This is a genomic window from Acinetobacter sp. 1294243 (assembly GCF_000588015.1).
GTDB lineage: Bacteria > Pseudomonadota > Gammaproteobacteria > Pseudomonadales > Moraxellaceae > Acinetobacter > Acinetobacter pittii.
In genome coordinates this window covers 63,973-90,211 of sequence record NZ_JFXG01000004.1, presented here as the reverse complement: position 1 = coordinate 90,211, position 26,239 = coordinate 63,973, and the positions used below count along the sequence as shown (strand labels likewise).

Genomic DNA, 26,239 nt, shown 5'->3' with positions numbered 1-26,239 from the left:
GATATGGCTGAGTTTTCTATTATTGACCAATACTTTAACAGACAATCTTACACAGATGTCACCTTGGGTATTGGAGATGACTCAGCCTTAATTACCCCTCCCGTAAACCAACAATTGGTGATCTGTGCAGATACACTCGTTGCTGGACGTCATTTTCCTCTTGATACCTCTGCCCATGCAATTGGCTGGAAAAGCGTAGCTGTCAATCTTTCAGATATTGCAGCAATGGGGGCAAAACCGCATAGTATTTTACTGGCGCTCAGCCTACCTACAATTGATCATGAATGGCTTGAAGGATTCAGTCAGGGAATTTATGACTGCTGTAATCAATTTGGCGTTGCTCTTATTGGCGGAGATACGACTCAAGGCCCTCATCTCACCATTACTGTTACGGCCATGGGCTGGATTGAAAGCGGACAAGCCGTGTTACGTTCAGGTGCCAAAGTCGGTGACTATGTTTGTGTGAGCGGTCAAGTTGGTGATGCAGCTTATGGTTTACAGCACCTAGGTCATCCATTACAAAAAAGACTAGACTATCCGACACCACGTTGTCAACTTGGACAACAGTTAAAGGGATTAGCATCTAGTATGATTGATATTTCTGATGGATTAGCCCAAGATTTAGGTCACATTTTAAAAGCTTCAAAGGTCGGTGCCCGATTACTTTTAGAAAAGTTACCGATTGATTCAACGCTAGAAGAACTACCAGAACAACAGCGCTGGCAATATGCTTTAGCTGGTGGTGATGACTACGAATTATGTTTTACAATAACACCGCAAAATTATGAAAAACTTTTGCAAAAACAACTAGACATTAAGATTACAATGATCGGAGAGATCGTTGAGCAAACACAACTAACTTTTGAGCACGTGGGTTCAGATTACCCATTGCAAATTCATGGATACCAACACTTTGCATAAGCCACCGATTCATTTTAAGGACATGTCTTGGTTCAACCGCTGCATCGTTTTCTGTGGAGTTGGTTTCGGATCTGGTCTCGCACCTAAAGCTCCTGGTACTTTTGGCTCTGCCTTTGCCCTACTCTTCGTTCCAATCTGGTTATCACTTGGCTTTAACTTAAGCTTGATCGCCATCCTTATCATGTCATTGATCGGGATTTATATCTGTGGTCAAACTGCAAAAGTCCTTGATGTTCATGATGATGGGCGAATTGTGTGGGATGAATTTGCAGGACAATCAATTACTCTTCTGCCTTTAATCTTTTTTAATATAATGTCGTTACAATGGGCACTAATTGGTTTTTGCTTATTCCGCCTATTTGATGTTTGGAAACCTTGGCCAATCCGTGTTGCCGACCAGAAAGTTGCTGGTGGTTTCGGGATCATGCTAGACGACATCATTGCAGGGCTTTGGGCGGCCCTCTGTATCATCATATTTATTACTTTTTGGGGCGTAACGCCATTTAAGTAGGTTTACTCATGTCAACTACCGTCATTATCCTTGCTGCAGGTAAAGGAACGCGTATGCGTTCTCAGCTTCCTAAAGTACTACAACCTTTAGCGGGTCGCCCACTTTTAGAACATGTCATTCAAACAGCAAAAAAAATACACGCAGAAAATATTATTACGATTTATGGGCATGGTGGTGACCACGTCAAACAAACTTTTGCACAAGAAAATATTGTGTGGGTTAAACAAGCAGAACAACTAGGTACAGGCCATGCGGTACAAATGACTTTACCCGTACTTCCTAAAGACGGGATTTCATTAATTCTTTATGGTGATGTACCTTTAGTACGTCAAACAACGCTAGAGCAACTTGTTGAAGTTTCAAGTAAAACGGGCATTGGCATGATTACTTTACATGTCGACAACCCAACAGGTTATGGTCGTATCGTTCGTCAAGAAGGTAAGATTCAAGCGATTGTTGAACATAAAGATGCAACAGAAGCTCAGCGTCAGATTCAAGAAATCAACACAGGTATTTACTGTGTTAGCAATGCAAAACTTCATGAGTGGTTGCCTAAACTTTCAAACGAAAATGCGCAAGGCGAATATTATCTAACTGATATCGTAGCAATGGCTGTTGCAGATGGTCTAGAAATCGCATCTATTCAACCAGAACTCGCTTTTGAAGTTGAAGGCGTCAATGACCGCTTACAACTTGCTGCACTTGAACGTGAGTTCCAGCAACAGCAAGCAAAAGAGCTTATGCAACAAGGCGTAACTTTTGCAGACCCTGCACGCTTTGACTTACGCGGTTCTGTAAAAGTTGGACATGACGTTCGTATTGACGTCAATGTGATTATTGAAGGTGACTGTGAACTTGGCGATTTTGTAGAAATCGGGGCTGGTTGTATTTTAAAGAACACCAAAATTGCAGCCGGAACTAAAGTTCAAGCCTATAGCGTTTTTGATGGCGCAGTTGTAGGCGAAAATGCTCAAATTGGACCATTTGCACGCTTACGCCCAGGCGCTAAATTGGCAAATGAAGTACATATCGGCAACTTTGTTGAAGTTAAAAATACAACGATTGGATTGGGTAGTAAAGCTAACCATTTCACCTATTTAGGTGATGCAGAAATCGGTGCTGAATCGAATATTGGGGCAGGTACGATTACTTGTAATTACGACGGTGCAAATAAACACAAAACCACTATTGGTGATGCCGTTTTTATCGGTTCTAATAGCTCGCTGGTTGCTCCGGTGACCATTGGGAGTGGCGCAACAGTTGGTGCTGGTTCTGTGATTACGAAAGATGTAGCCGAGCAAAGTCTCTCCTTTGAACGTGCACAACAAATTTCAAAAGCAAATTATCAACGTCCCCAAAAGGTTAAAAAATAAGAGGATTGAAGTATGTGTGGTATCGTCGGAGGCGTTGCACAACGTTGTGTAACCGAGATTTTACTTGAAGGTTTAAAACGTCTTGAATACCGCGGTTATGATTCTGCGGGTGTTGCTTTACTGAATAACCAACAAATTTTACGTGAGCGTCGTGTAGGTAAAGTTATCAATCTTGCAGAAGCTGTCGCTGAACACCAACTTGCGGGGGCTATCGGGATTGCGCATACCCGTTGGGCAACACATGGTAAACCAACTGAAAACAATGCTCACCCTCATATGTCAGGTAAGGTCGCTGTAGTACATAACGGTATCATTGAAAACTACCAAGAATTAAAAGACGACCTTCAAGCTTTAGGTTACGTTTTTACTTCTCAAACAGATACTGAAGTTGTTGCACACTTAGTTGCTGAAGCATTAAAAAGTACAGATAGCCTTTTAGAAGCTGTTGAAACTGTTGTACCTCAGCTTAAAGGTGCTTACGCGCTAGGTATTATCCACAGCGATTATCCAGATGAACTCATTACTGTACGTGAAGGTTCACCACTCGTGATTGGTGTAGGTATTGGTGAAAACTTTATTAGTTCAGACCAACTTGCACTTTTGCCTGTAACTAACCGCTTTATGTACCTAGAAGAAGGTGATATTGCACGTCTTACACGTACTTCAATTGAAGTATTTGCAAATGGCGAGCGCGTTGAGCGTCCAGTACGAGAGCTTGATGCAACCGTAAGCAGTGCATCAAAAGGTGAATACAAACACTACATGCTCAAAGAAATTTATGAGCAACCAGAAGCAATCAAGCAAACAATTTCTCAAGCGCTTGATGGCAATAGCTTACGTGATGATTTCTTGAAAAATGCTGATGCAGATTTCAATAAAATTCAAAGCGTACAAATCATTGCGTGTGGTACAAGTTATCACTCAGGAATGATTGCGAAATATTGGTTTGAGCAACTGATTGGCGTGCCTTGCCAAGTTGAAATCGCAAGTGAATTCCGCTATCGCACTCCTGTAATTGTTGAAAATACACTTTATATTTGTATTTCACAGTCAGGTGAAACTGCCGATACTTTAGCTGCACTACGTGAAACTCAAAAGCGTGCGAAAGCAAACAATATCGATATTCAGACTTTAACCATCTGTAACGTTGCTACGTCTTCAATGGTTCGTGAAACTGATCATCACTTATTGACGCTTGCTGGTCCTGAAATTGGTGTTGCTTCAACTAAAGCGTTCACGACTCAGCTCGCTGCGCTTATGTTGTTAATCTTGAAAATTGGTCAAGTTAAACAACGTATTAGCCCTGCTCTTCTTGAAGAAATTACACGTGAGTTATGGCACAGCCCGAAAGTTATTCTTGATACGCTTAAACATGATCCAGAAATTTTGCGTTTGTCTGAATTATTCGTTGAAAAAAATCACTGCTTATTCTTAGGCCGTGGTACGAATTATCCAATCGCATTAGAAGGCGCATTAAAGCTAAAAGAAATTTCATATATTCATGCAGAAGGCTATGCAGCTGGTGAGTTAAAACACGGTCCATTAGCACTCGTTGATAATGAAATGCCGATCGTCATTCTTGCTCCAAATGATGAAATGCTTGATAAGCTCAAATCAAATATGGAAGAAGTTCAGGCACGTGGTGGTGAATTATTTGTTTTCGCTGACGAAAATAGCGGAATCAATGAAAAAGACCGTCAACACGTTGTGCATATTCCAGCAGTAAACGAATGGCTAGCTCCAATCGTTTATAGCGTACCAGTTCAGTTGTTGTCTTATCACGTTGCTGTATTACGTGGTACAGACGTTGACCAACCACGTAACTTGGCGAAGTCAGTAACTGTAGAGTAATTCAAAAAGATCATTATTAAGGCATCACTTGCTTTAATAACTGATTGATTAAGCCCGATATGTATAACTGCATAGCGGGCTTTTTTATTGCGTTCATACCAGAACATACAGAACACCCCCTAGGACCCTATGTCACAACGGACTTTTACTTTTGCGCTGATTTAAAGTTTGAGAGATCATTGCGACACAGAGATAAAGGAGCTAAGCGAACTTAGCCCATTTCAGTTTTGTCGCAGCGTCGAATGATGCCGAACAAGTTAGGGGCAAAGTCCTGTGGGAGATCAGGACTTTGCAAACTGGTGTGTTTTAAACGTTGTACGGTTTGAGGCGAATACACCTGTGCAAGCTGTTGGCAAATACAATTGCAACTGGCTTGCCTGTGTTCACCTAACGAACAAATTCTTTTAAATTCCTGCTGAGCGTTCGCATCATCATTTGTAATACTGTAAGCACCGACCACAAGGTTTAAAAACAATATAAATTTATGAAGTTTCATATTATTCTCATGATTATTTATATCTTTAAATAAAATAAAAATATTATTCGTTTAAATATTAAAATAATTTTTTTAAATAATAATTAATCCTCCCACAAGAATAGGAAAACAAAATAATTAAGATTATAAAATAAAAATAATTTATATATTTAAAAAATCAGGACATAGAAAATCCAAATTTTAAATAAATAAAATAGTTAAATGAGAGAGAAAATGAGTTTAAATTGTGGCATGGCCAACTCCTTAAAAATGGAGTCCTACCACCAAATCACCGTCAATTGATTAGGGTGGCAGAACGAAAGAGGGTTGACAGACTGAGCCTAGCGATCAGCACGCGCGTACGCGTCCCCCTTCCGCCCTACCATAGAGAAAAAGGGGGCACAAAGGTTCCACACGGGAAATACTGAGAAAGTATAACCCGACACGCTAGACACGGTCTGTCAAAACCGACTGGCGATGTAGGCCAGCAACGAAATAATAATTGGTATAATAAAGAACGTCAATTTATTTTAATAAAAAAAGTTTAAATATAATAATTTAACTAATGTTTAAATAATATTATTATCTTTATTATATTTGCGAATTTTAATTAAATTTAAAATATAAAATTTGGTTATATATATTTAGTTAATAAAATAGATTTATCATTAATTCTAATTAAACAGTTTATGTAAATATATAAGATGATAAGTATATACCTCTTATCATCTTTTCTAGAGTTTACTTTTCTATAGCCTTTACGGGTAATCGCGTACCTAACAAAGAAAAAGTCACGTCCGCAACTTCCAACGGGTCTGAACTGGTCCAAATAATATGATTTCCCTCATTTGGACTTTCAGAACTTAAATGATATTGTTTGAGCTGCCGAATTAATTGCGCTGTTACAGCTTCCGAAGGCTCAATAATTTGGATATCACGGCCTACAATTTCCTGAATTGTGTCTGAGACAAATGGATAGTGTGTGCATCCTAAAATAATCGTATCGACTTTTTGCTCGACTAACGGCGCCAAAATATTTTTCAAATAATCCTTAACTTCCGCTGTATGCGCTTTGCCCGTTTCGATTTTTTCGGCTAAGCCAATACAAGGCACCAAAGACACTTTAATATCTTGGGCATACGTTTCAATTAAACTTTTTAAGTTTTTGCCCTTCACTGTGGTGGCAGTTGCCAAAACAGCAATATGCTTGCTCACAGTCATTGCTACCGCGGGTTTTACCGCTGGTTCTATCGCAATAAGTGGAACACTAATTTGTGCTCTGATTGTTTCAATCGCTACAGCCGTCATGGTGTTACAAGCAATCACGATCGCCTTACATTTACCCTGTGCAACTAGATTTGAAATTAAATGCGTGGTTCGTGAAACAATCCAGTCGCTTTCTTTGTCTCCATACGGGACATATTTCGAGTCAGCGAAATAGATAATGTCTTCATTCGGAAGGGCCTGCCGAATGTACTTAAATAGAGACAGCCCGCCTAAACCAGAATCAATCATTCCAATCGGGTTGTTATTGTTATTCATGGTTTGTCCTGCATTTCATATATTTAGAAAAATTCTTTCATGGTTGCCAAGTCATTGAGCACGACTTTGGGCTGAATGGTTTTTAATTTTTCAGCCGATGTATACCCCCAACCTACCGCAGCAAAATCAATGCCTGCTTTATGTGCAGCTTCGCCATCAGTCGTTTGGTCTCCGACATAAATGGCCTGCTCTTTATTTAAATTCAAAATGTTTAGAACACGCTTAATTCGTTTAGCTTTGCCAAATATAGACGAGCCACCATCAATATGAGCAAAAAGCTCACATAGCTCTGCACCCAAAAGACTTTGACAGTTTTCTTTAGAGTTTGAAGTAATAATTGCGAGCGTATATCCCCGATTATGTAGTTCAATTAAGTGGTCCCGCATGCCTTCAAACATGTAAACTTCTTGGTCTCTTTCTTTCATTAAACGAATGAAATCTTTGGCAATCCAAGGCAGTTTCCACCTAGAAACATTCATCTCTTTCATAATTTCTTTTGGTGAAAGATGTTTGTACTGCTCTACTTCATGTAGCTCTACAGATTTAAATTTATGCTTCTTGGCAAGCTGATTTAAAGCACCTAAAAAGAAGCTAAAGGAGTCGACTAAAGTACCGTCCATATCAAAAATAATAGCTTGGTATTCTTTTAAAGATTTTTCCATTTTAAAGTTCTGAAATAAAATATATTTTTTATAATTATATTCTGTTTTCTATTGGTTTTTAAATCAGGCCCAACGAGGACCTGACCTAAATTTTGAATTTTATTTTAAGCTGCCACTTTTTGTTCCTTAATCCAATTTTCAATACGCGCATCCAGAATATTTAAAGGCAATGTTCCTGCATTTAAAATCATGTCATGGAAGGCTTTGATATCAAAACGGTCTCCGAGCTCTTGTTTGGCTAGCTCTCGAAGCTCTAAAATTTTCAGTTGTCCCATCTTATACGCTAATGCTTGGGCAGGAATAGCAATATAGCGATCTGCCTCTGCCTGAATATCAGGCTCGTCTAAAGCAGAGTGTTCTCGCATAAAATCAATCATTTGCTGACGGGTCCATTTTTTATAATGTACCCCAGTGTCAACCACTAAACGGCAAGCACGGAACAACTCACTCGATAGTCTTCCATAGTCTGAAAGCGGGTCTTTATAGAAACCAACATCTTTACCCAATTGCTCTGCGTAAAGAGTCCAACCTTCAATATAAGCGGTATGGTTAGGTTGCTTTCGGAACATCGGCAAATTTGGCAGGTTTTGGGAAGTTTGGCAAATTAATAGGGCCCCAAAAAATTTGATAAACAAATATAAAAAACGAATTAGCTCAATATAATCTAAAACAAAAAGTCATGAATGTTAAGCAACAAGTAAGTACCGAAATACTATCGTCTACACGAAAACAGAAAGCCGAATCTGCGAGATTCACAATAATCAAAACCATGAAAGGTTCTAAATAAAAGGCACAACATCTAGTTCTATTGATACTGCTACACGAATTATGAAGCCCCAAATCACGTAAGATAATCAGATCAATAATTTCTACGCCAAAGCGGAAGAAGTCATCTGATGAACTTAATGAGAATTTAAAATTACGTTTCCCTTTATACCACGATTTACTCAGTGAAGATGATGAGCCATTAACTTATTCACGAATAAGGATGAATCGAATGAGTAATAAAGTCATTGTTATGTTAAGGAATACCAACCTAGTATTGGGAATTATGCTGGCAATCCATTTATAAAGCATACTCCCTATTCTAAATGCATCTAATATTATCAATGGTTTGAGATCAAAAGTAAATTTCGACTTTACAGACCACACCCTGAAACATTATCTAAAATATGAAGAAAAACTACACTATCTCTAAAAAGTTGGACATTCACATTTGCATTGAACATTAGATGGAAATACCTACTTGAAATTAGACTCTCTATAGTGAATCAATGATATGCAATATTAGAAATTGATCTCACTGATAACACAAACCAATCTAAACATTAGTTGTATAAATCCATGCTCTCAATAATTGAAGTCATAATTTTAAACATATTGCTAAAAAATTGTTAAAAGCCCTCTTCGATGGCCCTCTGCTGAACGTCTACAAGATTTCGGAATTACTTATACGTTAAGGCATCCCAAACCTTTAGAAGAGCTAACTGAATTTAATGAATGGTTACAAGGATTAGAAAGAATATTAAATCCAAGTATTTCAAAAACATATAACATTTCAATACTTCTTAATCTATAAGTGGTTAGGCCAATAAATCACTATTCAGATACAGTCTATTTAAATCTCAACAATTCATCTATATAATTAAGTTAGCGAAATATTTACTTATTATTTGGATACAATTACATCCTTAATATAATGATTTGTTCGTAAAAATTTAATAGGTATTCTAAACTCATACTAAAAATTCATTTTAGAATAGCATGAAAATATCGTATATTTAGGTTAGGTTTAATTTAATGATATATAGAAAAGAAGCACTCGAAAATCAAAGTAATAAAAATTTTAGCAATATTTCATTAGTTAGGCCATTCTCAAAAACATTATATATATATCTTCTTTTATTAACAACAACACTCATAGCCACATTTCTTTTTACTGGAGAGTACACAAGATACATCAGTGTAAAGGGAATAACCTTACCAGAAGATGGATACATAAAAATACAAACTAATGAGTCAGGTTTAATCAAAAACCAATATTTTAAAGTTGGAGATCATGTAAAAAAAAATGATTTACTTTACACTTTAGAAATTAATGGTTATAAAAAAGAAATAAGATCCCCCGTGGAGGGCTCAATAAGTATAATTAATTCAATAGCTAATAAATTTCAAAAAAAAGAAAGAACTATGATGATAATAACTCCTAGTAACAAATTAAAAATAAATCTATATTTAGAAAGTCAGTACATTTCAAAAGTTAAAATAAATAATAAAGTTTTATTAAAATATGATTCTTATCCATATCAAACCTACGGAATGAGAGAAGGATATATATACAAAATTTCAAATATGGCATATTCTGCATCAGACATAGATCCCGATAACTTGATTCTAAATAATGATAAAAAAGGGGAGATCTACTTCCTGATAGAAGTAAAAATAAAAGAAAGTAATAAAAAATATTATGAAAATAAAATAGAGGAAAGAGCTGGATTGACATTAACAGCAGAAATTAAACAAGATCGCAAAAAAATTATTGCGTGGATCTTAACCCCCTTTAAAAATTAAGAGTTACGATTAAATGTTAAATTTTAGTTTGAAGAGAAAAGTTCCTGTTATTCTACAACATGAATCGGCTGAATGTGGTTTAGCATGCTTAGCAATGATTGTAAATTACTATGGTAAAAGCATCTCAATAATCACATTAAGAAACAAATATAAAATATCATTACAAGGCACTTCACTGAATATGCTGATGATAATTTCTGATGATTTGCAACTTCAAACAAGACCAATAAAAATTGATATAGAAAATTTAGAAAACATTAATTTACCGTGTATTTTACACTGGGAGTTCAATCATTTTGTTATTTTAACTAAAATAAATCATAATAACTATATAATTCATGATCCTGCAATAGGTGTTAGAAAAATTAATTCAGAAGATTTTTCAAAAAGTTTTACAGGTATAGCTTTAGAAATATGGCCAAAACCAAACTTTAACTCCCAAAATAATGAATATAAGATTAAAAAATCAAACTTTAATAATTTTTTTAATGAAATAATAGGGATTAAATCAGTCTTAGTACAAATTTTCTTTATTTCATTGAGTCTAGAACTAGTAATCTTACTAAATCCACAATTATTACAATGGATTATCGATCAAATTATTCCTACTCAGAATGAAAGTTCACTGTCAATATTAGCATTAAGTTTCGTTTTTATTTTAGCATTTCAAGTAATATTGGATTTAGCAAGAGAAAATCTTAATATTTTCATGAAATTCAATATTAGTCTAAAATGGCAGGCCAATATTGTTTCAAAGATACTAGATTTACCAGTTGATTTTTTTGAAAAAAGATCAATTGGCGATATTGCTTCGAAATTTGGATCAATCAACACCATATTGAATACTATAACATCAAGCTTTATGACAGCCATATTTGATGGAATTATGTCAATTTTAATACTTAGCTTACTATTATTTTACTCACCACTATTAACTAGTATAGTTTTTATTTTCACGATCCTCTATTTAGTAATTAAAATAGTGTTTTATTATCCACAAAAATACAAAAATGAAGAACGCATTATACATACTGCAAAACAGAACTCTCATTTTCTTGAATCTATCCGTGGGGTAAAAACTATTAAGACTTTTAATGCTCAAATTGAAAGAAAATCTATATGGTTTTCCCTACTTACTAACCAAATTAACTCTGAAATACAAGTAGAAAAAATAAACATAATGACTAAAGAATTTAGAATTTTTCTTTTTGGACTAGAAAATATTGTAATTATATACTTAGCCACATTGCTAGTATTAAAAAATGAATTGAGTGTAGGTTCTCTTGTTGCATTCGTCGTTTACAAAACACTTTTTACAAATAGAATTACTGCTTTAATTGATAAGTTATCAGAAATCGGTACAATAAAATTACATAACGATAGATTAAGAGATATTTCCCTTACTGAACCCGAAATCATTTATCCTCAAGAATTTATGGAAATAAATTCAAATAAGTTATCAATTAAAGTTAAAAATATTTCATTTAGTTATTCTAATTATGAAAAAAGCATTCTAAATAATATTACATTCGAAATACCATATGGTCAATCAGTTGCCATAACTGGTGCCTCTGGCAGTGGGAAATCAACTTTATTGAACATTTTGCTTGGTATTCTAGCTCCTACAACAGGTGATGTATTTTATGGCGAGCATAAAATCAAAGAATTAGGTTTGTATAATATACGATCACTGGTTGGTACGGTATTACAAGAAGATGTTCTCTTTTCAGGATCCATAGCAGACAATATATCTTTTTTTGATGCCAGCTCAAATTTAGACTGGATTCAAGAGTGTGCAAAAATGGCAGCTATACATGAGGAGATAATCAATACAAGTATGGGTTATAATACACTTATAGGAGAGATGGGGACCGTATTATCTGGTGGGCAGAAGCAAAGGATCTTATTAGCTAGAGCTCTATATAAAAGACCAAAGATTCTTTTTCTTGATGAGGCAACAAGTAATTTAGATATATATAAAGAGTTTGAGGTTAATAATCTTATCAAAAAGCTAAAAATTACTAGATTTATTATTGCTCACAGACAAGAAACTATAAATTCCGCTGATAGAGTCTTAATAATTGAAGATGGAATTTTACGTAGTGATATTATGAACTCATAAAGTTAAAATTGGACTATTCCCAGTATGCTTGACATGAAACAGCCTCATTTTGAAGTTGACTCAAAGGCTTCTGGACTCATCCCATCGAGATGCGAATGACACCTGATCCGATTGTAAAACATCTCGATATAATGAAACACATCCGCATGGGCCATTTTTCGTTTTTCATACCCTCTTTTTAATTCTTTCCTTCTTTAAGTTGCTAGAAAAGAGTCAGCAATAGCATTATCCCAACAGTTCCCTCTACAGCCCATGCTTGGGGCCAAGTTATGCTTCTGACAGAATTTCTGCCAGTCTCTGCTGTTGTATTTGAACCTTGGTCTAAGTGTATGGATCTGGGTTCATTGAGTCTGCGTCGCCATACCGCCATTAACAGTGCATCTAAAACGATATCCTTGGCAAGCGTAGATTTAATTCACCAATCGATGAATTTCCTTGAATATAAATCGAGAACCACAGTCAGATATGACCCACTTTGGTAGATGTGGATCTAGGATCACTCACCCACAAGGTATCAGGTGTGTTTACAACAAATTTTCAATTTAAACGAATAGGTGGCACAATCTGAGGACGACCACGACATGCTTTTATACTTCTTATATCCTGCCATTATTCCTCATGGTCGTCAGCACGCGAAGACTCACAACTTTCACCTAGCTCTTTAAAATATCTAGCGTGATATGACGATAACCGTAGATGTCATAACTGGCATCATAAGAAGAATGGATGAGCTGCAATAACCGCTTATTTTAATAGTTCTGCCTGATTCAAGTTCATGCAACTTGGCATAATAGAGAGCAAGAGCAATCTTAAGAACCCTACCCATCGTTTTAATTTTAAATTGATGGCTGCATTCAAGGATAAACTGATACTTTACTCGGACATGCTTGCAAAGTATCTTGCGACCTTTTTTAAGATATTCCATTCCTCTTCAATCTGTTTAAGCTGACTTGTAAGGCACAGGATTTATTTCTTTACCTCGAGCAGTTCACTTTCATCAGAGTGGTTGCACCTTTAGCCATTTATAAATGCTGTGCTTTTACATACCTAAACGTTCTCCTACATCAGTGACAGAATATTCACATCCTGTAATCAATTTAGCGGCTTCATCTTTATATTTTGGGGTGTATCGTTGTCCAATCATAATATTTTCTTATGCAAAAAGAATAGATGATATTTATCTAGGAGAGTAATGACAGTCCAGATCAAGAATCAAGTAAGCCCTTTACCCAAGTTGTAACTTAGAATTAGTTAGAAAAGAGGAAATTTTTAAATATTTACGCAACAAGGTCATAAACTACTATAAATATTTAATCAAAATGCACTATTATGGTACCTTGCAACCGAATTAATACTATATTGATTCTTAAATATTATTTAGTGAAATACATTTATAATTGCACCATTAAAACACCCCTCAAATATGTTAAATATTATATTTTTTAAAATTATTTATCATCTAATAAAACACATTTTATAATTGCAACATTATGGTGCACTAAAATAATTATTGAATTAAATAGTGCTAAACTACTTAATTTTTAAGGCTTTATAAAATAATATACAATAAAATAACAATAAAATTAAAAACAATATTTTATATATTTTTAACTTATGATAAAAAATTAAGTGCCATATTTTTGGCATTATTATTTAAAGGAAATTTATTATGAAAAAAAATGCAATACATCAAGAAAATGCGTTAGATTCAATTAAAGAAAAACTAACTAATGAAGGTATTAATGGAGAGGCTGAATCCGCATTAAAGAAAATGCTAGTGTTAGCTAAGAAACGTGGAGAAACCCTATCTGAAGAAGAAGCCGTGTTAGTTTCAGGAGGAGCATACGCCAAGCCAATGTCTATACATCAAATGTAGAGAAAGATTCGACTATAAAAGCTATTAACAATAGCTTTTATAGTTTAATTAACATAAAAAAAGGGATGGTTTCTACTTTGAGTAATGAAGAGATATTTAAACATGCGTTGGCTGTAATTCCTGATTTACAGAGAGAAATATATATAAAATGGTATGATATTCCAGATTATTTAAGAGTTGCTATTCAAGTAATTAGACTAATGAATGAAGAAATTGGTCATTCAATAATTTCTAGAGGCCATCTTGATTTCTTAGACTCAAAACAGCTTAAATATTTAAGTGAAGAGGCGGAATTATTAAAAAAAAACTGTCTAACTGTTCCTAAAAAAGCACATAGATGGAATATTGCTAGTTCTGAGTCAAAAAAATTTTTTAATAGCAGTAGTTTTCAAAATTTTATCAAAACAATTTTCAAAGAAAATAAAATAAAATTTAATGGAAAGGTTAATAGTAATTATAATTTTTATAATGAAGGTGAATTAGCATATCCACATATAGATATTGAAGATTTCTGTATAAACATGATTATTATGCTAAAGCATAATTACAATATAAATGATTCATCAAAATTAATTTTATATCCAATGTTATCAGATCCCATAGAATTAAATTTAAAACCAGGTGACTATATAATATTTTGGGCAAAAACAACTGTACATGCAAGAACTACTTTAAAGAAAGGAGAGGAAGTATGCATTATGTCCTATGGCTTCCCATTAAAAAATTTGGAGATATTAAATGGTAATTGAAAGTTTTTCTGAATCAATTTTAAAAATTAAAGATAAACTTAACTCTAAGGAGTTAGCCTTATTAAGAGGAAGTTTATCTATGGCTATCCAGGAAATATGTCCAAATGGAGTATTGCCAAAGAATAATGAAGAACTATCCTTATTCAAAGAGTATGCATATTTGATCTCAAGAATTCAAAATCATAATAAAATTTCTGAAACCGGGGTTAATTACTTTGGAAGACCTAGCTTCATGACTGATAAATTGCTAAATCAGCTTATTAATGAAGCAAAAAATGAAGTACGACCAAGAGCAATTAAACAAATTGGACATTATTTAGGATTAGGAGGAACGATTGCAGATAGAATTGCATTGTCAAATGAGCTAAATGAACTTGTCACTACTTATACTACGCAATCAACTCCAACAGGAATAGCAAGCTATTTATTTTATGAGAAAGTTGGAGATGGATTGGCTGCGCATGTAGATACAACAAGTTTCTCGATAAATGTAAATATAAATCTATGGCATGAAGCAGTGGGAAATAAAAATTCTTTCTTATATGTATTTGATATTAATGGAAAAAAAATGAGAAAATATTATTTCAAGCCTGGAGAAATAATGATTACTTATGGTGATTCCATAGTACATGGAAGATCACAACTATCTGTTAATGAGTCAATTGGAATTTTAACAATTGGATTTACTCCTAGAGGATAAATAATAATGGGACTATCATTAGGAATTCATTTAGGACATCATGCTTCATTAGCATTAGTTCAAGATGGTACGCTTATAGCAGCTACACAATTAGAACGAATAACCAGAATAAAAAACTTCGTTTGTCATGGTTTATCAAAGAGACTAGAAATAAAGAATTTTTTAGAATCTTTTGGATTTTCAATCGAACAAGTTGATATTATTGTGTCTTCTTTTCAGGGTACTGCAAGAGGAGGTGTAGGATTTCAGCATTCGGTTATAGAAGAGGATTTTGATGATTTTGATCCCTATTCAAATAATCATTACGTTATTTCACATCATTTAGCTCATGCTTATTGTGCTTCAAGTTATGCACCTAAAAAAGAAATTTGTGTATTAGTATCTGATTATGCTGGATCAGCTACTGAAGAATTAAAAGATTATGAAATGAAGTTTTCGGAATGGTATAATTCAATAATTGAATGTAAAAAACCAGTCAAACTTAAATCTGAAAATTTAAGTATTTATAAAATTAAATTAGGTGAATACTTTGATTTAAAATATAGAGAAAGCCAAATTCCTCACCCTAATAACTTTTCAATAATTCAAAGTGTTGGAGCCTTATATGAAAATGTTAGTAGATTAATTTTTAATAAAGAGGGGCAACATGGCTCCTTGATGGCCCTAGCAGCCTATAACAAACGTAAAGAATTAATAAAAATTTTTGAAGAAGAAGATGGAGAAATCATATATCATAATAATTGGCAACAGATGCTATATAAATTACCCTCAAATAATAATGATCAATTTACATTAACAGATGAAACTAAATTTTATTTGGCAGATAGTTGTCAAAATGCTGCCGAAAATATACTTTTACATTATGCAAAGAAAGCATCAGAATTAACAGGTTTAAAGGATATCGCATTAGCAGGCGGCTCTTTTCTTAATATTTTAGCTAATTCTAAAATCTATAATAGTAGTTTTTTCGATAGTGTTAGTTTACCAAGTGCGCCAAATGATGCTGGAATATCAATTGGTTGTGCATTTTGGGGTGCAGTTAAACTTAAAGATCAAGTTAACAAAGTTACAACGGATAGGCTTGGCATCAAATATGAACTAGATATAGATATTTTAAATAAAGAGCATAAAAATTTCATTTCATTCAAAAAAACGAATACCCATGAAGTAGCAAAATTAATATTCGATGGGAAAATATTTGCTCGTTGTTCAGGTCGCTCAGAGTTTGGCCCAAGAGCACTTGGTGGACGAAGTATATTGGCCTCTCCACTATTGGATAGTACAAAAAACAAATTAAACAAAATAAAGAAGAGACAGTCATGGAGACCAGTTGCACCTATTATTCTAAAAGAAGAAATAGGAAATATCTTTCACGGTCCCTTAAATAGCTCTTGGATGACGTTCTCATATAATATATCTGATAGTAATCTAAGAAAAATGCCAGCTTTAGAACATCCAGATAATACGACAAGATGCCAAACGCTAGATTATGAAGATGATCCTTGGTTATATGATTTAATAACAAAATTTAAAGAAATAACAGGTTTAGGCGTATTAGTTAACACATCTTTCAATGGTCCAGATGAGCCTATTATAGAAAATTATAATCAAGCAATAGATTGGTATCTAAAAAAAATTGATGTTGATTATTTATTAATAGATAACTATTTAGTCGAAAGAAACAATTATTTCACCGAAGCAATAAGAGATAATAAATATATAATTAATAATAATATTTTTATACTTAAAAAGTTTAATGATGGATCTCTCAATTTAAATGATGATCTCATTCTAAGCTTAAATGATATTTCTTTAATAATTAAAGAAGAGCCTCTAAAAAGATTATTTTTGTTTAATCAACCATTAAATTTTAATGACAAATTATTTGATGATAAAAATTCAAATCTTCATTTTGAATTATATAATCTATTTATATATAAATTTTTTTTAATTAATGAGGTTTTATCATGAATAGTTTAAATGTATTTTTATTGAGTATCAGTGATGCAGAAAATACTTTTAATTACCTGCAGGATGATGAATTATATTTGTATATTCCAGATGTTAAGTATGAGAATATACAACAATTGAGAAATAGGTATCAATCTTTAATAGATGGATCTCATAATCCGAACGAAGAGTGGATGAACTGGATAATATATAGTGACTTTCATAAAAATTACCCAATTGGTACAATTCAAGCTACAGTATTAAAAAATGAAAAAAAAGCTTATGTAGGTTATGTAATTTATAAAAAATATTGGAACCAAGGTTATGGATATGCTGCTTTGCAATGGCTTGAAAATTTTTTAAAAGAAAAAGATAATGTGCAGTACCTAGAAGGTTATGTTGATCCTAGAAACATATTTTCTATAAAAATTCTCGAGAAATCAGGTTTTATAAAAACTCATGAAGAAGATAATGATTATGTTTATAGAAAACAAATAAAATAATTCGACAAAGTGCTTTTTTACAAAAGCACTTTTCATTCGTCGTATCGTGTGATGGCAAATTAGTGTCCTCATAGACCTTAAATTGGTCTATTCTATGGCTGGTTTGTCTCCTACAATACGACGGCTAAATAGATCCAGCATCACACATAAATACAACTAACCTTCTTTGATCCAAATATATGTAATGTCTGTTGTCTATACCCGAACCCGATTCGGTTTTGTGGCTGTAAATTGGCGATCCAATAAATTGGGAGTTGTATGCAAACGATGATTTGAATCTGTCGTATGCTTATATTTGCATGAAATCTTACTGCATAACCCAAGATGCTTAAGCATTCTTCCTACAATACGTTCACTCATGCTGTAGCCCAGATCATGCATGTCATAAACCAATGACGGTGCGCCCAAACGAGCATGAGGTTGCTAATATACTGCTTTTAAATCCTTATATTTCTGAGCATTATCAACTCGTCGCTTGCGCCAAGCATAATAACCAGCAGCGCTGACAGCTAAACATCTACAGGCTGAAGAGATAGTGACTTTCTTGTTCATCGTTAAATCCGCAATTACCGTGTACTTTTCGAAGTTTGATCTGCGGTCAGAAAGTACACATGCGTTTTTTTAGAATATCATTCGCTTCACTAAGCTGTTTGACTTCTTTTTCTAAATCCAGAATACGTTGTTGCTCTGGTGTTAGTTGTCGTTTGCTGGCCCCAGCCACTTTTATTTCACGTATCACGTACCCGTTTATCTAGCGTTTAATAACCCACACCCAACTTCCTAGCTATGGCAGCTAATGGTTCATGTGAATTTGCCAGCACATACTCTATCGCTTGTTGCTTAAATTCAGTGCTAAAGCGTTTCGCCATTTCTTATATCTCCATAGTTAGCTTTAGAGGGACTTTGTGTCCATTATTTTGGCTAGGATCATATCAACCTTTCGTCCTAACAGAAAATCCAAAATATTTTTTAAATAGCTTTTAACTTCAGCAGTGTATGCTTTGGTATTTTCAATTTTTTCGGCCAGACCAATACATGGCAGTAAAGACACTTTGATATCTTTTGCGTAAGTTTCAATTAAATTTTCTAAATTTTTCCTTTAACGGTGGTTTCAGTTGCCAAAACAATAATATATTTACTTAAGGTTATTCCTACAGCTGGTTTTACCGCAGGTTCTATAGCAATAAGTGGAATACTAATTTTGCGCTCTAATCGTTTCAATCGCTATTTTTATCCCCATAGGGAATATATTTCGAGTCTGCAAAGGAAATAATATCTTCATTCGGACGGGTCTGCCGAATGTGCTTAATAAATAGAGACAATCCTCCTAGACCAGAATCAATCATTCCTATCAGGCTATTCTTCTAGTTCATTATTTTTACAATCTTTTCAGTCAGGCCTTAAGTAAAAACCTGACTTAAAAGTATATTCTTTAACTTATTAATTAAAGAAGTATTGATAAACAATATAGGCAGCCAGTTTTGCTGTTCGATTGTCCAAATCAAATTTTGGATTGCACTCAGCAATATCTAAAAGTTTGATTTTCCCATTCTCTTGAATATGCTTAAAAATTGCTTCAAAAGTAGCTAAATCAATTCCTTTTACAGCAGGTGCACTGACCCCTGGTGCAACCGCAGCCGTGAAGACATCTAAATCAATCGTAACGTACAAATAGTCTACTTTTTCAATAAAAGCATCAACCGCTGCAAGCACGTTTGATAGGTTAAAAATATTAACCTCATGATCGCGTAAATATGAACAATTTAGCGCATCGGCTGTATCAAACAAAACTTTAGTATTGGCATGGTTGGCGACCCCAATACATAAATAATTAAATTGTTTTTGATGCTGTTCTGAAAGTCGAGCTGCCTGTAAAAATGGTGTTCCAGAGGTGGCATGTTCAGCTTCACGTAAATCAAAGTGGGCATCAAAATTAATAATGCCTATTTTTTTATCTGGCGCGTGGGCTTGTACATAGTGGAACAGACCACTAAAGCTGCCAAAGGCAACCTCATGTCCACCGCCCAATACAATCGGTTTTAAACCATTTTGTAAGCTATTTGCGACTTGCTCTGCCAACTCGGTTTGCGCTTGCTCTAAATTCTCAGATTCACAGGTCACTGTACCCAAATCGAGAATACTGACTGGACGATGAATCGGTAAATTAGCCAGTTGTGTACGAATCGCATCTGGTGCATCAGCAGCGCCGACTCGGCCTTTGTTACGTTTCACGCCTTCATCAGAGCTAAAACCAATCAGGGCAAATTCAGCAGGTTGGGTTTTGTTCATGATATGGTGAATACGTTGGTGTGCTTCACCCTCGCCATCATGGCGGCCTTGCCATTTAAATGTGTGATTCATATGCCACCGTCTAAAAAATAACTTCTTGTCCATGCTGAACGACTCGCTTAGGCAAATCTCCGCCCAGCCAGTAAACTATTTCAGATGGATGCTCAATACCCCAAGCCACAAAGTCAGCGACTTTACCCTGCTCTAAACTGCCGTGTGTTTGCTCTAAACCGAGCGCTTGTGCAGCATGAATGGTGACACCTGCTAAGGCTTGCTCAGGCCTTAAGCGGAAAAGTGTGCTGCCCATGTTGAGCATTAAACGTAAAGAAAGTGCTGGAGATGTACCCGGGTTTAAATCACTCGACAGCGCAATACGCACGCCATGTTTAATCAGGCTTTCAATTGGTGGGTATTGCGTTTCACGCAATAAATAAAAGGCACCCGGTAATAACACTGCAACCGTGCCCGACTCTGCCATTGCTTTGACATCATCTTCGGTCATGTACTCTAAATGGTCGGCCGACAAAGCATGATAACGTGCTGCCAAGCTTGAACCACCTAGCGATGAGAGCTGCTCAGCATGAAGCTTAACGGGCAAACCTAATGATTGTGCTGTTTTAAAAACACGTTCAACCTGAGCTGGTGAAAATGCCAAATGCTCGCAGAAAGCATCAACTGCATCGACTAAACCTTCAGCATGTAGTTTAGGCAACATCTCTGTACAGATATGCTCGATATAAGCATCGCTTTGGTCTTTGTACTCTGGCGGTAACGCATGTGCAGCCAAGCAAGTGCTTTTTACCGTCATTGGTAAAGCTTCACCAATTTGACGGATCACACGCAGCATCTTGCGCTCATTTTCGTAATTGAGTCCGTAGCCAGATTTGATCTCGATGGTTGTAACGCCGTCTTTTTGCATACAGCGAATACGTTTAAGTGCTGAGCTTAGTAATTGTTCTTCGCTTGCTTCACGTGTTGCACGAACTGTACTGGCAATGCCGCCACCGCTTGCAGCAATTTCAGCATAGCTCACACCTTGCAAGCGTTTTTCAAACTCAACACTACGGTTGCCACCAAAAACACTATGCGTATGACAGTCGATCAACCCCGGGGTTACCCAAGCGCCATTTAAGTTAACTGTTTCGGAATAAGTGTCGGCAGGAAGTTGTTGTTGTTTTCCAATCCAGTGAATCAGATGCCCTTCTGTGACTATTGCTGCATCTTCAATATAGGAATATTGCCCATTTTGCATGGTCGCAATGTGGCAATTTTGCCAAAGTTTTTTCATTCGCCTTTCCTCAAAACTGCCCAACAGTAAAGCTATTGGGCAGTTGACTTGTTAGCTTTCTATCTCGATATTTTGCGGAATTGAATTAATTTGCTTTCCCGAATTTTGCTGAGGTTTGACCCAAATACGATAAGCGATCATTAACAGAACAAGCCATGTGATTCCCACATAAATTGCAGGGCGTGAATCTGGGAAATAACCCATCATGACTAAAATGAATACCATAAAACCAATTGCAAACGCAGGAGCATACGGCCAACCAATAACGGGGAAATCCAATGCCTTAATTTCAGCAGTAGACAACTTACGGCGCATCGCGACTTGCGAAAGCAAGATCATGAGCCACACCCAAACGGTTGCGAAAGTTGCAATTGAGGCAATGATCATGAATACATTTTCAGGAATCAGGTAGTTCAGCACTACACCAATTAATAGCCCCCCAGCCATAACCACTACAGTCATCCATGGCACACCATTACGTGATAATTTCTGGAAAACTCGAGGCGCTTGACCACGGTTTGCCATGCCATAAAGCATACGACCAGCACCAAATACATCACTATTAATCGCTGAAACAGCAGCAGTAATCACGACAATATTTAAAATTGTAGCTGCTGATTGAATGCCCAAATTCTCAAAAATCTGTACAAATGGACTACCTTGGCTACCAATTTGATTCCATGGGAAAATCGACATCAGTACAAAAATGGTCAACACATAGAAAAGTAAAATACGTACTGGAACTGCATTAATTGCTTTTGGTAAAGTGGTTTTCGGATCTTGTGATTCACCTGCTGTAATACCAATAATTTCGATACCACCGAAAGCAAATACAACCACAGATAAGCATGCAACTAAGCCGGCAATCCCATGCGGCATAAAGCCATCATAAATCCATAAGTTTTGAATACCCGGTACCACACTGCTATGGTCAGCATGGAAGCCGTAGAACATTAAACCGATTCCACCTAAAATCATGGCAACAATGGCGCTCACCTTGACAATAGAAAGCCAAAACTCGAGTTCGCCAAAGACTTTAACGTGAATGAGGTTAATTGCACCCAAGAACATAATCAGGGATAAAATCCAGATCCACCGTGGTACATCGGGATACCAGAACCCCATGTAAATACCAAAAGCAGTGACATCAGCCAACGCCACAATGATCATCTCAAAAACATAAGTCCAGCCTGTCGTAAAGCCAGCCAATGGACCAATGTACTGTGAAGCATAGTGGCTAAATGAACCAGAGACAGGGTTTTGGACAGCCATTTCACCCAATGCGCGCATAACGATATAAATTGCAATCCCTGCAACGATATACGCAAGTAATACTGAAGGCCCTGCCATTTTAATGGCAGTTGCCGAACCATAGAAAAGCCCAGTTCCAATTGCTGAGCCCAATGCCAAGAAACGAATGTGGCGGGGGTTTAAAACCCGCTGTAGTGTGGGGGTTTGTGGCATTATAATCTCCAATCCTTGAGGATATTTAGTTAGATTCGGCCACTCCATGTGACCGTTTTATCAATCACACTTCAGATAAACTAGGGAGTAGTTTTGGAATAATTAACTCGTTTAAGCAGCCGCTTGAGAGTAATTCACTTGCTTGCTCAATATCAGGAGCAAAGAAACGGTCTTCACTGTAGTAAGGCACTTGAGCGCGCAAGATTTTACGAGCTTGTTCAAGTTTAGGCGAGCTTTTTAGGCCTTCACGGAAGTCTAGACCCTGACAAGCGCCTAACCATTCAACAGCTAAAATGCCACGGACGTTGTCAGCCATATACCAAAGACGTTTACCCGCATTCGGAGCCATTGATACATGGTCTTCTTGGTTGGCAGAAGTCGGTAAGCTATCAACACTTGCTGGATGAGCAAGCGCTTTGTTGTCACTTGCAAGAGCAGCAGCGGTTACCTGAGCAATCATAAAGCCCGAGTTAACACCACCATTTGCCACCAAGAACGGTGGAAGTTGCGACATGTGACGGTCCATCATCATTGAAATACGACGTTCAGACAATGAACCAATTTCTGCAATTGCTAATGCTAAATTATCAGCCGCCATTGCAACAGGTTCTGCATGGAAGTTACCACCAGAAATCACGTCACCTTGTTCAGCAAAAACAAGCGGATTATCAGATACAGCATTTGCTTCAATTTCTAATACTTCAGCAGCCTGACGGATTTGGGTTAAACATGCGCCCATCACCTGTGGTTGGCAACGTAAAGAGTATGGGTCTTGAACTTTGCTACAGTCTTCGTGTGAATGTGCAATTTCACTCGAGTCTGTTAATAGATCACGATAAGCCGCAGCCACATCAATTTGGCCACGTTGACCACGTACTTCATGAATACGCGCATCAAATGGTGCACGTGAACCCAGCATTGCTTCAACGCTTAAGCCACCACAAACAGTTGCAGCGGCAAATAAATCTTCCGCTTCAAATAAGCCGCGTAAAGCATAAGCCGTTGAAACTTGTGTACCATTTAAAAGTGCTAAACCTTCTTTAGCTGCTAAAGAAATTGGTTCTAAACCTGCAACTTTTAAAGCTTCAACTGCTGGTAACCATTCACCTTTATAACGCGCCTTACCTTCACCAAGTAACACTAAAGACATGTGTGCAAGTGGTGCCAAGTCACCTGAAGCGCCTACTGAACCTTTCAGTGGAATGTGTGGGTAAACTTCGGCATTAATTAAAGCCAACAAAGCATCAATCACTTTACGGCGAATACCAGAGAAACCACGCGCCAAGCTATTTGCTTTCAATAGAATAATTAAACGAACCATTGCATCATCAAGTGCTTCACCTACACCTGCTGCATGCGAAAGAACCAATGAACGCTGTAATTTTTCTAAATCTTCAGGAGCAATTTTGGTTGAAGCAAGTAAGCCAAAGCCTGTATTAATGCCGTAAGCTGTACGTCCTTCATTTACAATTTTCTCAACGCAAGCCACGCTTGCATTAATTGCAGATGAAGCACTTTCATCTAATTTAACTTTGATCGGGTTGAGGTACGCTTGACGTAAATCGGCTAAGGTTAGTTTTCCCGGTTGGATTAATAATTCCATGTTGGCTTCCTAATTTTTTGCACTATATTCTGCTGAGACGGTGCTTTTCACAATTGCAAAAAGCACCGCCAGTTCTTCCGTGTATTTTTATTGCGTGATCATTGGCAAGTGTAGGCCTTGCTCTTTCGCACAGTTAATTGCAATTTCATAACCTGCATCGGCATGACGCATAACACCTGTTGCAGGGTCATTGGTCAGTACGCGAGCAATACGTGCAGCAGCTTCATCTGTACCATCACACACAATCACAACGCCTGAGTGTTGAGAGAAGCCCATACCTACACCACCACCGTGATGTAAAGACACCCAAGTTGCGCCGCCTGCTGTATTAAGCAAAGCGTTTAATAAAGGCCAGTCTGATACTGCATCTGATCCGTCTTGCATTGCTTCAGTTTCACGGTTTGGACTTGCAACTGAACCTGAGTCTAAATGGTCACGCCCAATCACAACTGGAGCTGATAATTCACCGCTACGAACCATTTCGTTAAATGCCAAACCAAGTTTTGCACGTAAGCCTAAACCTACCCAGCAAATACGCGCTGGTAAACCTTGGAAGCTAATGCGTTCACGTGCCATGTCTAACCAGTGATGTAAATGCTCATCATCAGGAATTAACTCTTTAACTTTGGCATCTGTTTTATAAATATCTTCTGGGTCACCAGAAAGCGCTGCCCAACGGAATGGACCAATACCACGGCAGAACAATGGACGGATGTATGCAGGTACGAAGCCTGGGAAATCAAAAGCGTTTGCTACACCTTCTTCTTTCGCCATTTGACGGATGTTATTACCATAGTCAAAAGTTGGAACACCCATTTTTTGGAAATCAAGCATCGCTTGTACGTGCTTCGCCATCGACTGTTTTGCAGCTTTTACAACAGCTTCTGGTTCAGTTTTCGCACGTGCACGGTATTCATCCCAAGTCCAGCCTACTGGTAAGTAGCCATTTAGTGGATCATGTGCACTTGTTTGGTCAGTTACCATGTCTGGACGTACACCACGGCGTACAAGCTCAGGTAAAATTTCAGCAGCGTTACCATGAAGCGCAATTGAAATTGCTTTACCTTCTTTCGTATAACGGTCAATACGCGCTAAAGCATCGTCTAAGTCAGTCGCTTGTTCATCTACATAACGGGTACGTAAACGGAAATCGATACTTGCTTGTTGGCATTCAATGTTTAAAGAACACGCACCTGCAAGTGTTGCAGCTAAAGGCTGAGCACCACCCATACCACCTAAACCAGCAGTAAGCACCCAACGACCTTTTAAATCACCGTTATAGTGTTGACGGCCTGCTTCAACGAAAGTTTCGTAAGTACCTTGTACAATGCCTTGGCTACCAATATAGATCCATGAACCTGCTGTCATTTGACCGTACATTGCCAAAGCTTTAGCGTCTAATTCGTTAAAGTGTTCCCAGTTTGCCCAGTGCGGTACAAGGTTTGAGTTTGCAATTAAAACGCGTGGTGCATCTTTATGAGTTTTAAACACACCTACTGGTTTGCCTGATTGAACCAATAAAGTTTCATCAGTTTCAAGATTTTTTAGCGTATCTACAATTTTGTCGAAACATTCCCAGTTTCGTGCTGCACGGCCAATACCACCGTATACAACCAACTCTTTCGGGTTTTCTGCAACGTCCGGATCAAGGTTATTCATCAACATACGTAATGGAGCTTCAGTTAACCAACTTTTAGCCGTCAATTCAGTGCCGCGTGGCGCACGAATTTCTACATCACGAAATTTTGTTGTCATTGTTGTCACGGTCGGACTCCTTCCTTTGAGCTTA

The 26,239-nt window shown here is 36.6% G+C and carries 18 protein-coding genes and 5 pseudogenes; 11 read left to right on the top strand and 12 right to left on the bottom strand.

Annotation, left to right across the window (positions count from 1 at the left end; genetic code table 11):
- The first annotated feature begins 3 nt into the window (after positions 1–3).
- Genes thiL through glmS form a run of 4 tightly spaced genes read left to right on the top strand, consistent with a single transcriptional unit; the run spans position 4 to position 4,656 of the window.
- Complete coding sequence (gene thiL, locus J655_RS11150) at positions 4–921, top strand: thiamine-phosphate kinase (RefSeq protein WP_017398991.1); 918 nt, start codon at positions 4–6, stop codon at positions 919–921.
- The gene (locus tag J655_RS11145; RefSeq protein ID WP_017398990.1) at positions 899–1,432 is read left to right on the top strand and encodes a phosphatidylglycerophosphatase A; all 534 of its coding nucleotides are present in this window, start codon (positions 899–901) and stop codon (positions 1,430–1,432) included. Before thiL ends, J655_RS11145 begins: the two co-directional genes overlap by 23 nt.
- Before the next feature lie 8 nt (positions 1,433–1,440).
- Complete coding sequence (glmU, locus tag J655_RS11140; protein WP_017398989.1) at positions 1,441–2,805, top strand: bifunctional UDP-N-acetylglucosamine diphosphorylase/glucosamine-1-phosphate N-acetyltransferase GlmU; 1,365 nt, start codon at positions 1,441–1,443, stop codon at positions 2,803–2,805.
- Positions 2,806–2,817: 12 nt separating this feature from the next.
- On the top strand, positions 2,818–4,656 hold the full coding sequence (gene glmS, locus J655_RS11135; RefSeq protein WP_017398988.1) for a glutamine--fructose-6-phosphate transaminase (isomerizing): 1,839 nt from the start codon (positions 2,818–2,820) through the stop codon (positions 4,654–4,656).
- Between the two features lie 201 nt (positions 4,657–4,857).
- Here the strand turns inward: glmS and J655_RS11130 are convergent.
- The 4 genes and pseudogenes from J655_RS11130 to J655_RS11115 form a co-directional block, all read right to left on the bottom strand.
- A pseudogene (locus tag J655_RS11130) lies at positions 4,858–5,152 on the bottom strand (hypothetical protein).
- A gap of 720 nt (positions 5,153–5,872) precedes the next feature.
- On the bottom strand, positions 5,873–6,673 hold the full coding sequence (murI, locus tag J655_RS11125) for a glutamate racemase (RefSeq protein WP_005066677.1): 801 nt from the start codon (positions 6,671–6,673) through the stop codon (positions 5,873–5,875).
- 23 nt (positions 6,674–6,696) lie between these two features.
- On the bottom strand, positions 6,697–7,335 hold the full coding sequence (locus J655_RS11120) for an HAD family hydrolase (protein WP_005066675.1): 639 nt from the start codon (positions 7,333–7,335) through the stop codon (positions 6,697–6,699).
- Positions 7,336–7,439: 104 nt separating this feature from the next.
- A pseudogene (locus J655_RS11115) lies at positions 7,440–7,928 on the bottom strand (DUF885 domain-containing protein); the annotation flags it as partial.
- Between the two features lie 1,207 nt (positions 7,929–9,135).
- Here J655_RS11115 and J655_RS11110 point away from each other — a divergent pair.
- Both J655_RS11110 and J655_RS11105 read left to right on the top strand, forming a co-directional pair.
- Complete coding sequence (locus J655_RS11110) at positions 9,136–9,906, top strand: HlyD family efflux transporter periplasmic adaptor subunit (protein WP_005066671.1); 771 nt, start codon at positions 9,136–9,138, stop codon at positions 9,904–9,906.
- 13 nt (positions 9,907–9,919) lie between these two features.
- Positions 9,920–12,028 carry a peptidase domain-containing ABC transporter gene (locus J655_RS11105; RefSeq protein WP_032052373.1) on the top strand — a complete coding sequence of 703 codons (2,109 nt, stop codon included), beginning with the start codon at positions 9,920–9,922 and terminating at the stop codon, positions 12,026–12,028.
- A gap of 44 nt (positions 12,029–12,072) precedes the next feature.
- On the opposite strand, the pseudogene J655_RS25750 reads toward J655_RS11105, so the two are convergent.
- Positions 12,073–13,172: pseudogene (locus tag J655_RS25750) on the bottom strand (IS3 family transposase).
- Between the two features lie 525 nt (positions 13,173–13,697).
- On the opposite strand from J655_RS25750, the gene J655_RS11100 reads away from it, so the two are divergent.
- The 5 genes from J655_RS11100 (at position 13,698) to J655_RS0104350 (ending at position 17,806) form a co-directional block, all read left to right on the top strand.
- Positions 13,698–13,904 (top strand): hypothetical protein, encoded by a 207-nt coding sequence (locus tag J655_RS11100; protein ID WP_005066667.1) that lies wholly within the window; start codon positions 13,698–13,700, stop codon positions 13,902–13,904.
- Positions 13,905–13,981: 77 nt separating this feature from the next.
- Entirely contained in the window at positions 13,982–14,653 is a 672-nt protein-coding gene (locus J655_RS11095) for a hypothetical protein (protein ID WP_227591713.1), read from the top strand.
- A complete protein-coding gene (locus J655_RS11090; protein ID WP_032052372.1) occupies positions 14,643–15,353 on the top strand; it encodes a hypothetical protein in 711 nt (236 codons plus the stop codon). The genes J655_RS11095 and J655_RS11090 overlap by 11 nt, the downstream gene beginning before the upstream one ends.
- A 6-nt stretch (positions 15,354–15,359) precedes the next feature.
- The gene (locus J655_RS11085; protein ID WP_032052371.1) at positions 15,360–17,324 is read left to right on the top strand and encodes a carbamoyltransferase C-terminal domain-containing protein; all 1,965 of its coding nucleotides are present in this window, start codon (positions 15,360–15,362) and stop codon (positions 17,322–17,324) included.
- Complete coding sequence (locus J655_RS0104350) at positions 17,321–17,806, top strand: GNAT family N-acetyltransferase (protein ID WP_032006652.1); 486 nt, start codon at positions 17,321–17,323, stop codon at positions 17,804–17,806. The genes J655_RS11085 and J655_RS0104350 overlap by 4 nt, the downstream gene beginning before the upstream one ends.
- An 82-nt stretch (positions 17,807–17,888) precedes the next feature.
- On the opposite strand, the pseudogene J655_RS25140 reads toward J655_RS0104350, so the two are convergent.
- From J655_RS25140 to hutU, 7 genes and pseudogenes are all read right to left on the bottom strand, one after another.
- Positions 17,889–18,675: pseudogene (locus tag J655_RS25140) on the bottom strand (IS3 family transposase); the annotation flags it as partial.
- A 53-nt stretch (positions 18,676–18,728) separates the two neighbouring features.
- Positions 18,729–19,152: pseudogene (locus J655_RS25535) on the bottom strand (glutamate racemase); the annotation flags it as partial.
- A 94-nt stretch (positions 19,153–19,246) separates the two neighbouring features.
- The gene (hutG, locus tag J655_RS11080; protein ID WP_032052370.1) at positions 19,247–20,167 is read right to left on the bottom strand and encodes a formimidoylglutamase; all 921 of its coding nucleotides are present in this window, start codon (positions 20,165–20,167) and stop codon (positions 19,247–19,249) included.
- A gap of 10 nt (positions 20,168–20,177) precedes the next feature.
- Positions 20,178–21,383 (bottom strand): imidazolonepropionase, encoded by a 1,206-nt coding sequence (gene hutI / locus J655_RS11075; protein WP_032052369.1) that lies wholly within the window; start codon positions 21,381–21,383, stop codon positions 20,178–20,180.
- Between the two features lie 51 nt (positions 21,384–21,434).
- On the bottom strand, positions 21,435–22,847 hold the full coding sequence (locus J655_RS11070) for an amino acid permease (RefSeq protein ID WP_032052368.1): 1,413 nt from the start codon (positions 22,845–22,847) through the stop codon (positions 21,435–21,437).
- A gap of 64 nt (positions 22,848–22,911) precedes the next feature.
- The gene (gene hutH / locus J655_RS11065) at positions 22,912–24,450 is read right to left on the bottom strand and encodes a histidine ammonia-lyase (protein WP_000421598.1); all 1,539 of its coding nucleotides are present in this window, start codon (positions 24,448–24,450) and stop codon (positions 22,912–22,914) included.
- Positions 24,451–24,537: 87 nt separating this feature from the next.
- The gene (gene hutU, locus J655_RS11060; protein ID WP_014207979.1) at positions 24,538–26,205 is read right to left on the bottom strand and encodes a urocanate hydratase; all 1,668 of its coding nucleotides are present in this window, start codon (positions 26,203–26,205) and stop codon (positions 24,538–24,540) included.
- Positions 26,206–26,239: the final 34 nt, after the last annotated feature.

Excerpts from the sequence above, each read along its gene's own strand:
- hutU (WP_014207979.1), bottom strand. The coding sequence starts at position 26,205 with ATGACAACAAAATTTCGTGATGTAGAAATTCGTGCGCCACGCGGCACT.
- J655_RS11100 (WP_005066667.1), top strand. The coding sequence starts at position 13,698 with ATGAAAAAAAATGCAATACATCAAGAAAATGCGTTAGATTCAATTAAA.
- thiL (WP_017398991.1), top strand. The coding sequence starts at position 4 with ATGGCTGAGTTTTCTATTATTGACCAATACTTTAACAGACAATCTTAC.
- J655_RS11070 (WP_032052368.1), bottom strand. The coding sequence starts at position 22,847 with ATGCCACAAACCCCCACACTACAGCGGGTTTTAAACCCCCGCCACATT.
- J655_RS11105 (WP_032052373.1), top strand. The coding sequence starts at position 9,920 with ATGTTAAATTTTAGTTTGAAGAGAAAAGTTCCTGTTATTCTACAACAT.
- hutG (WP_032052370.1), bottom strand. The coding sequence starts at position 20,167 with ATGAATCACACATTTAAATGGCAAGGCCGCCATGATGGCGAGGGTGAA.
- murI (WP_005066677.1), bottom strand. The coding sequence starts at position 6,673 with ATGAATAACAATAACAACCCGATTGGAATGATTGATTCTGGTTTAGGC.
- glmU (WP_017398989.1), top strand. The coding sequence starts at position 1,441 with ATGTCAACTACCGTCATTATCCTTGCTGCAGGTAAAGGAACGCGTATG.
- J655_RS11090 (WP_032052372.1), top strand. The coding sequence starts at position 14,643 with ATGGTAATTGAAAGTTTTTCTGAATCAATTTTAAAAATTAAAGATAAA.
- J655_RS11110 (WP_005066671.1), top strand. The coding sequence starts at position 9,136 with ATGATATATAGAAAAGAAGCACTCGAAAATCAAAGTAATAAAAATTTT.
- hutH (WP_000421598.1), bottom strand. The coding sequence starts at position 24,450 with ATGGAATTATTAATCCAACCGGGAAAACTAACCTTAGCCGATTTACGT.
- J655_RS0104350 (WP_032006652.1), top strand. The coding sequence starts at position 17,321 with ATGAATAGTTTAAATGTATTTTTATTGAGTATCAGTGATGCAGAAAAT.
- J655_RS11085 (WP_032052371.1), top strand. The coding sequence starts at position 15,360 with ATGGGACTATCATTAGGAATTCATTTAGGACATCATGCTTCATTAGCA.
- J655_RS11120 (WP_005066675.1), bottom strand. The coding sequence starts at position 7,335 with ATGGAAAAATCTTTAAAAGAATACCAAGCTATTATTTTTGATATGGAC.
- J655_RS11145 (WP_017398990.1), top strand. The coding sequence starts at position 899 with ATGGATACCAACACTTTGCATAAGCCACCGATTCATTTTAAGGACATG.
- glmS (WP_017398988.1), top strand. The coding sequence starts at position 2,818 with ATGTGTGGTATCGTCGGAGGCGTTGCACAACGTTGTGTAACCGAGATT.
- hutI (WP_032052369.1), bottom strand. The coding sequence starts at position 21,383 with ATGAAAAAACTTTGGCAAAATTGCCACATTGCGACCATGCAAAATGGG.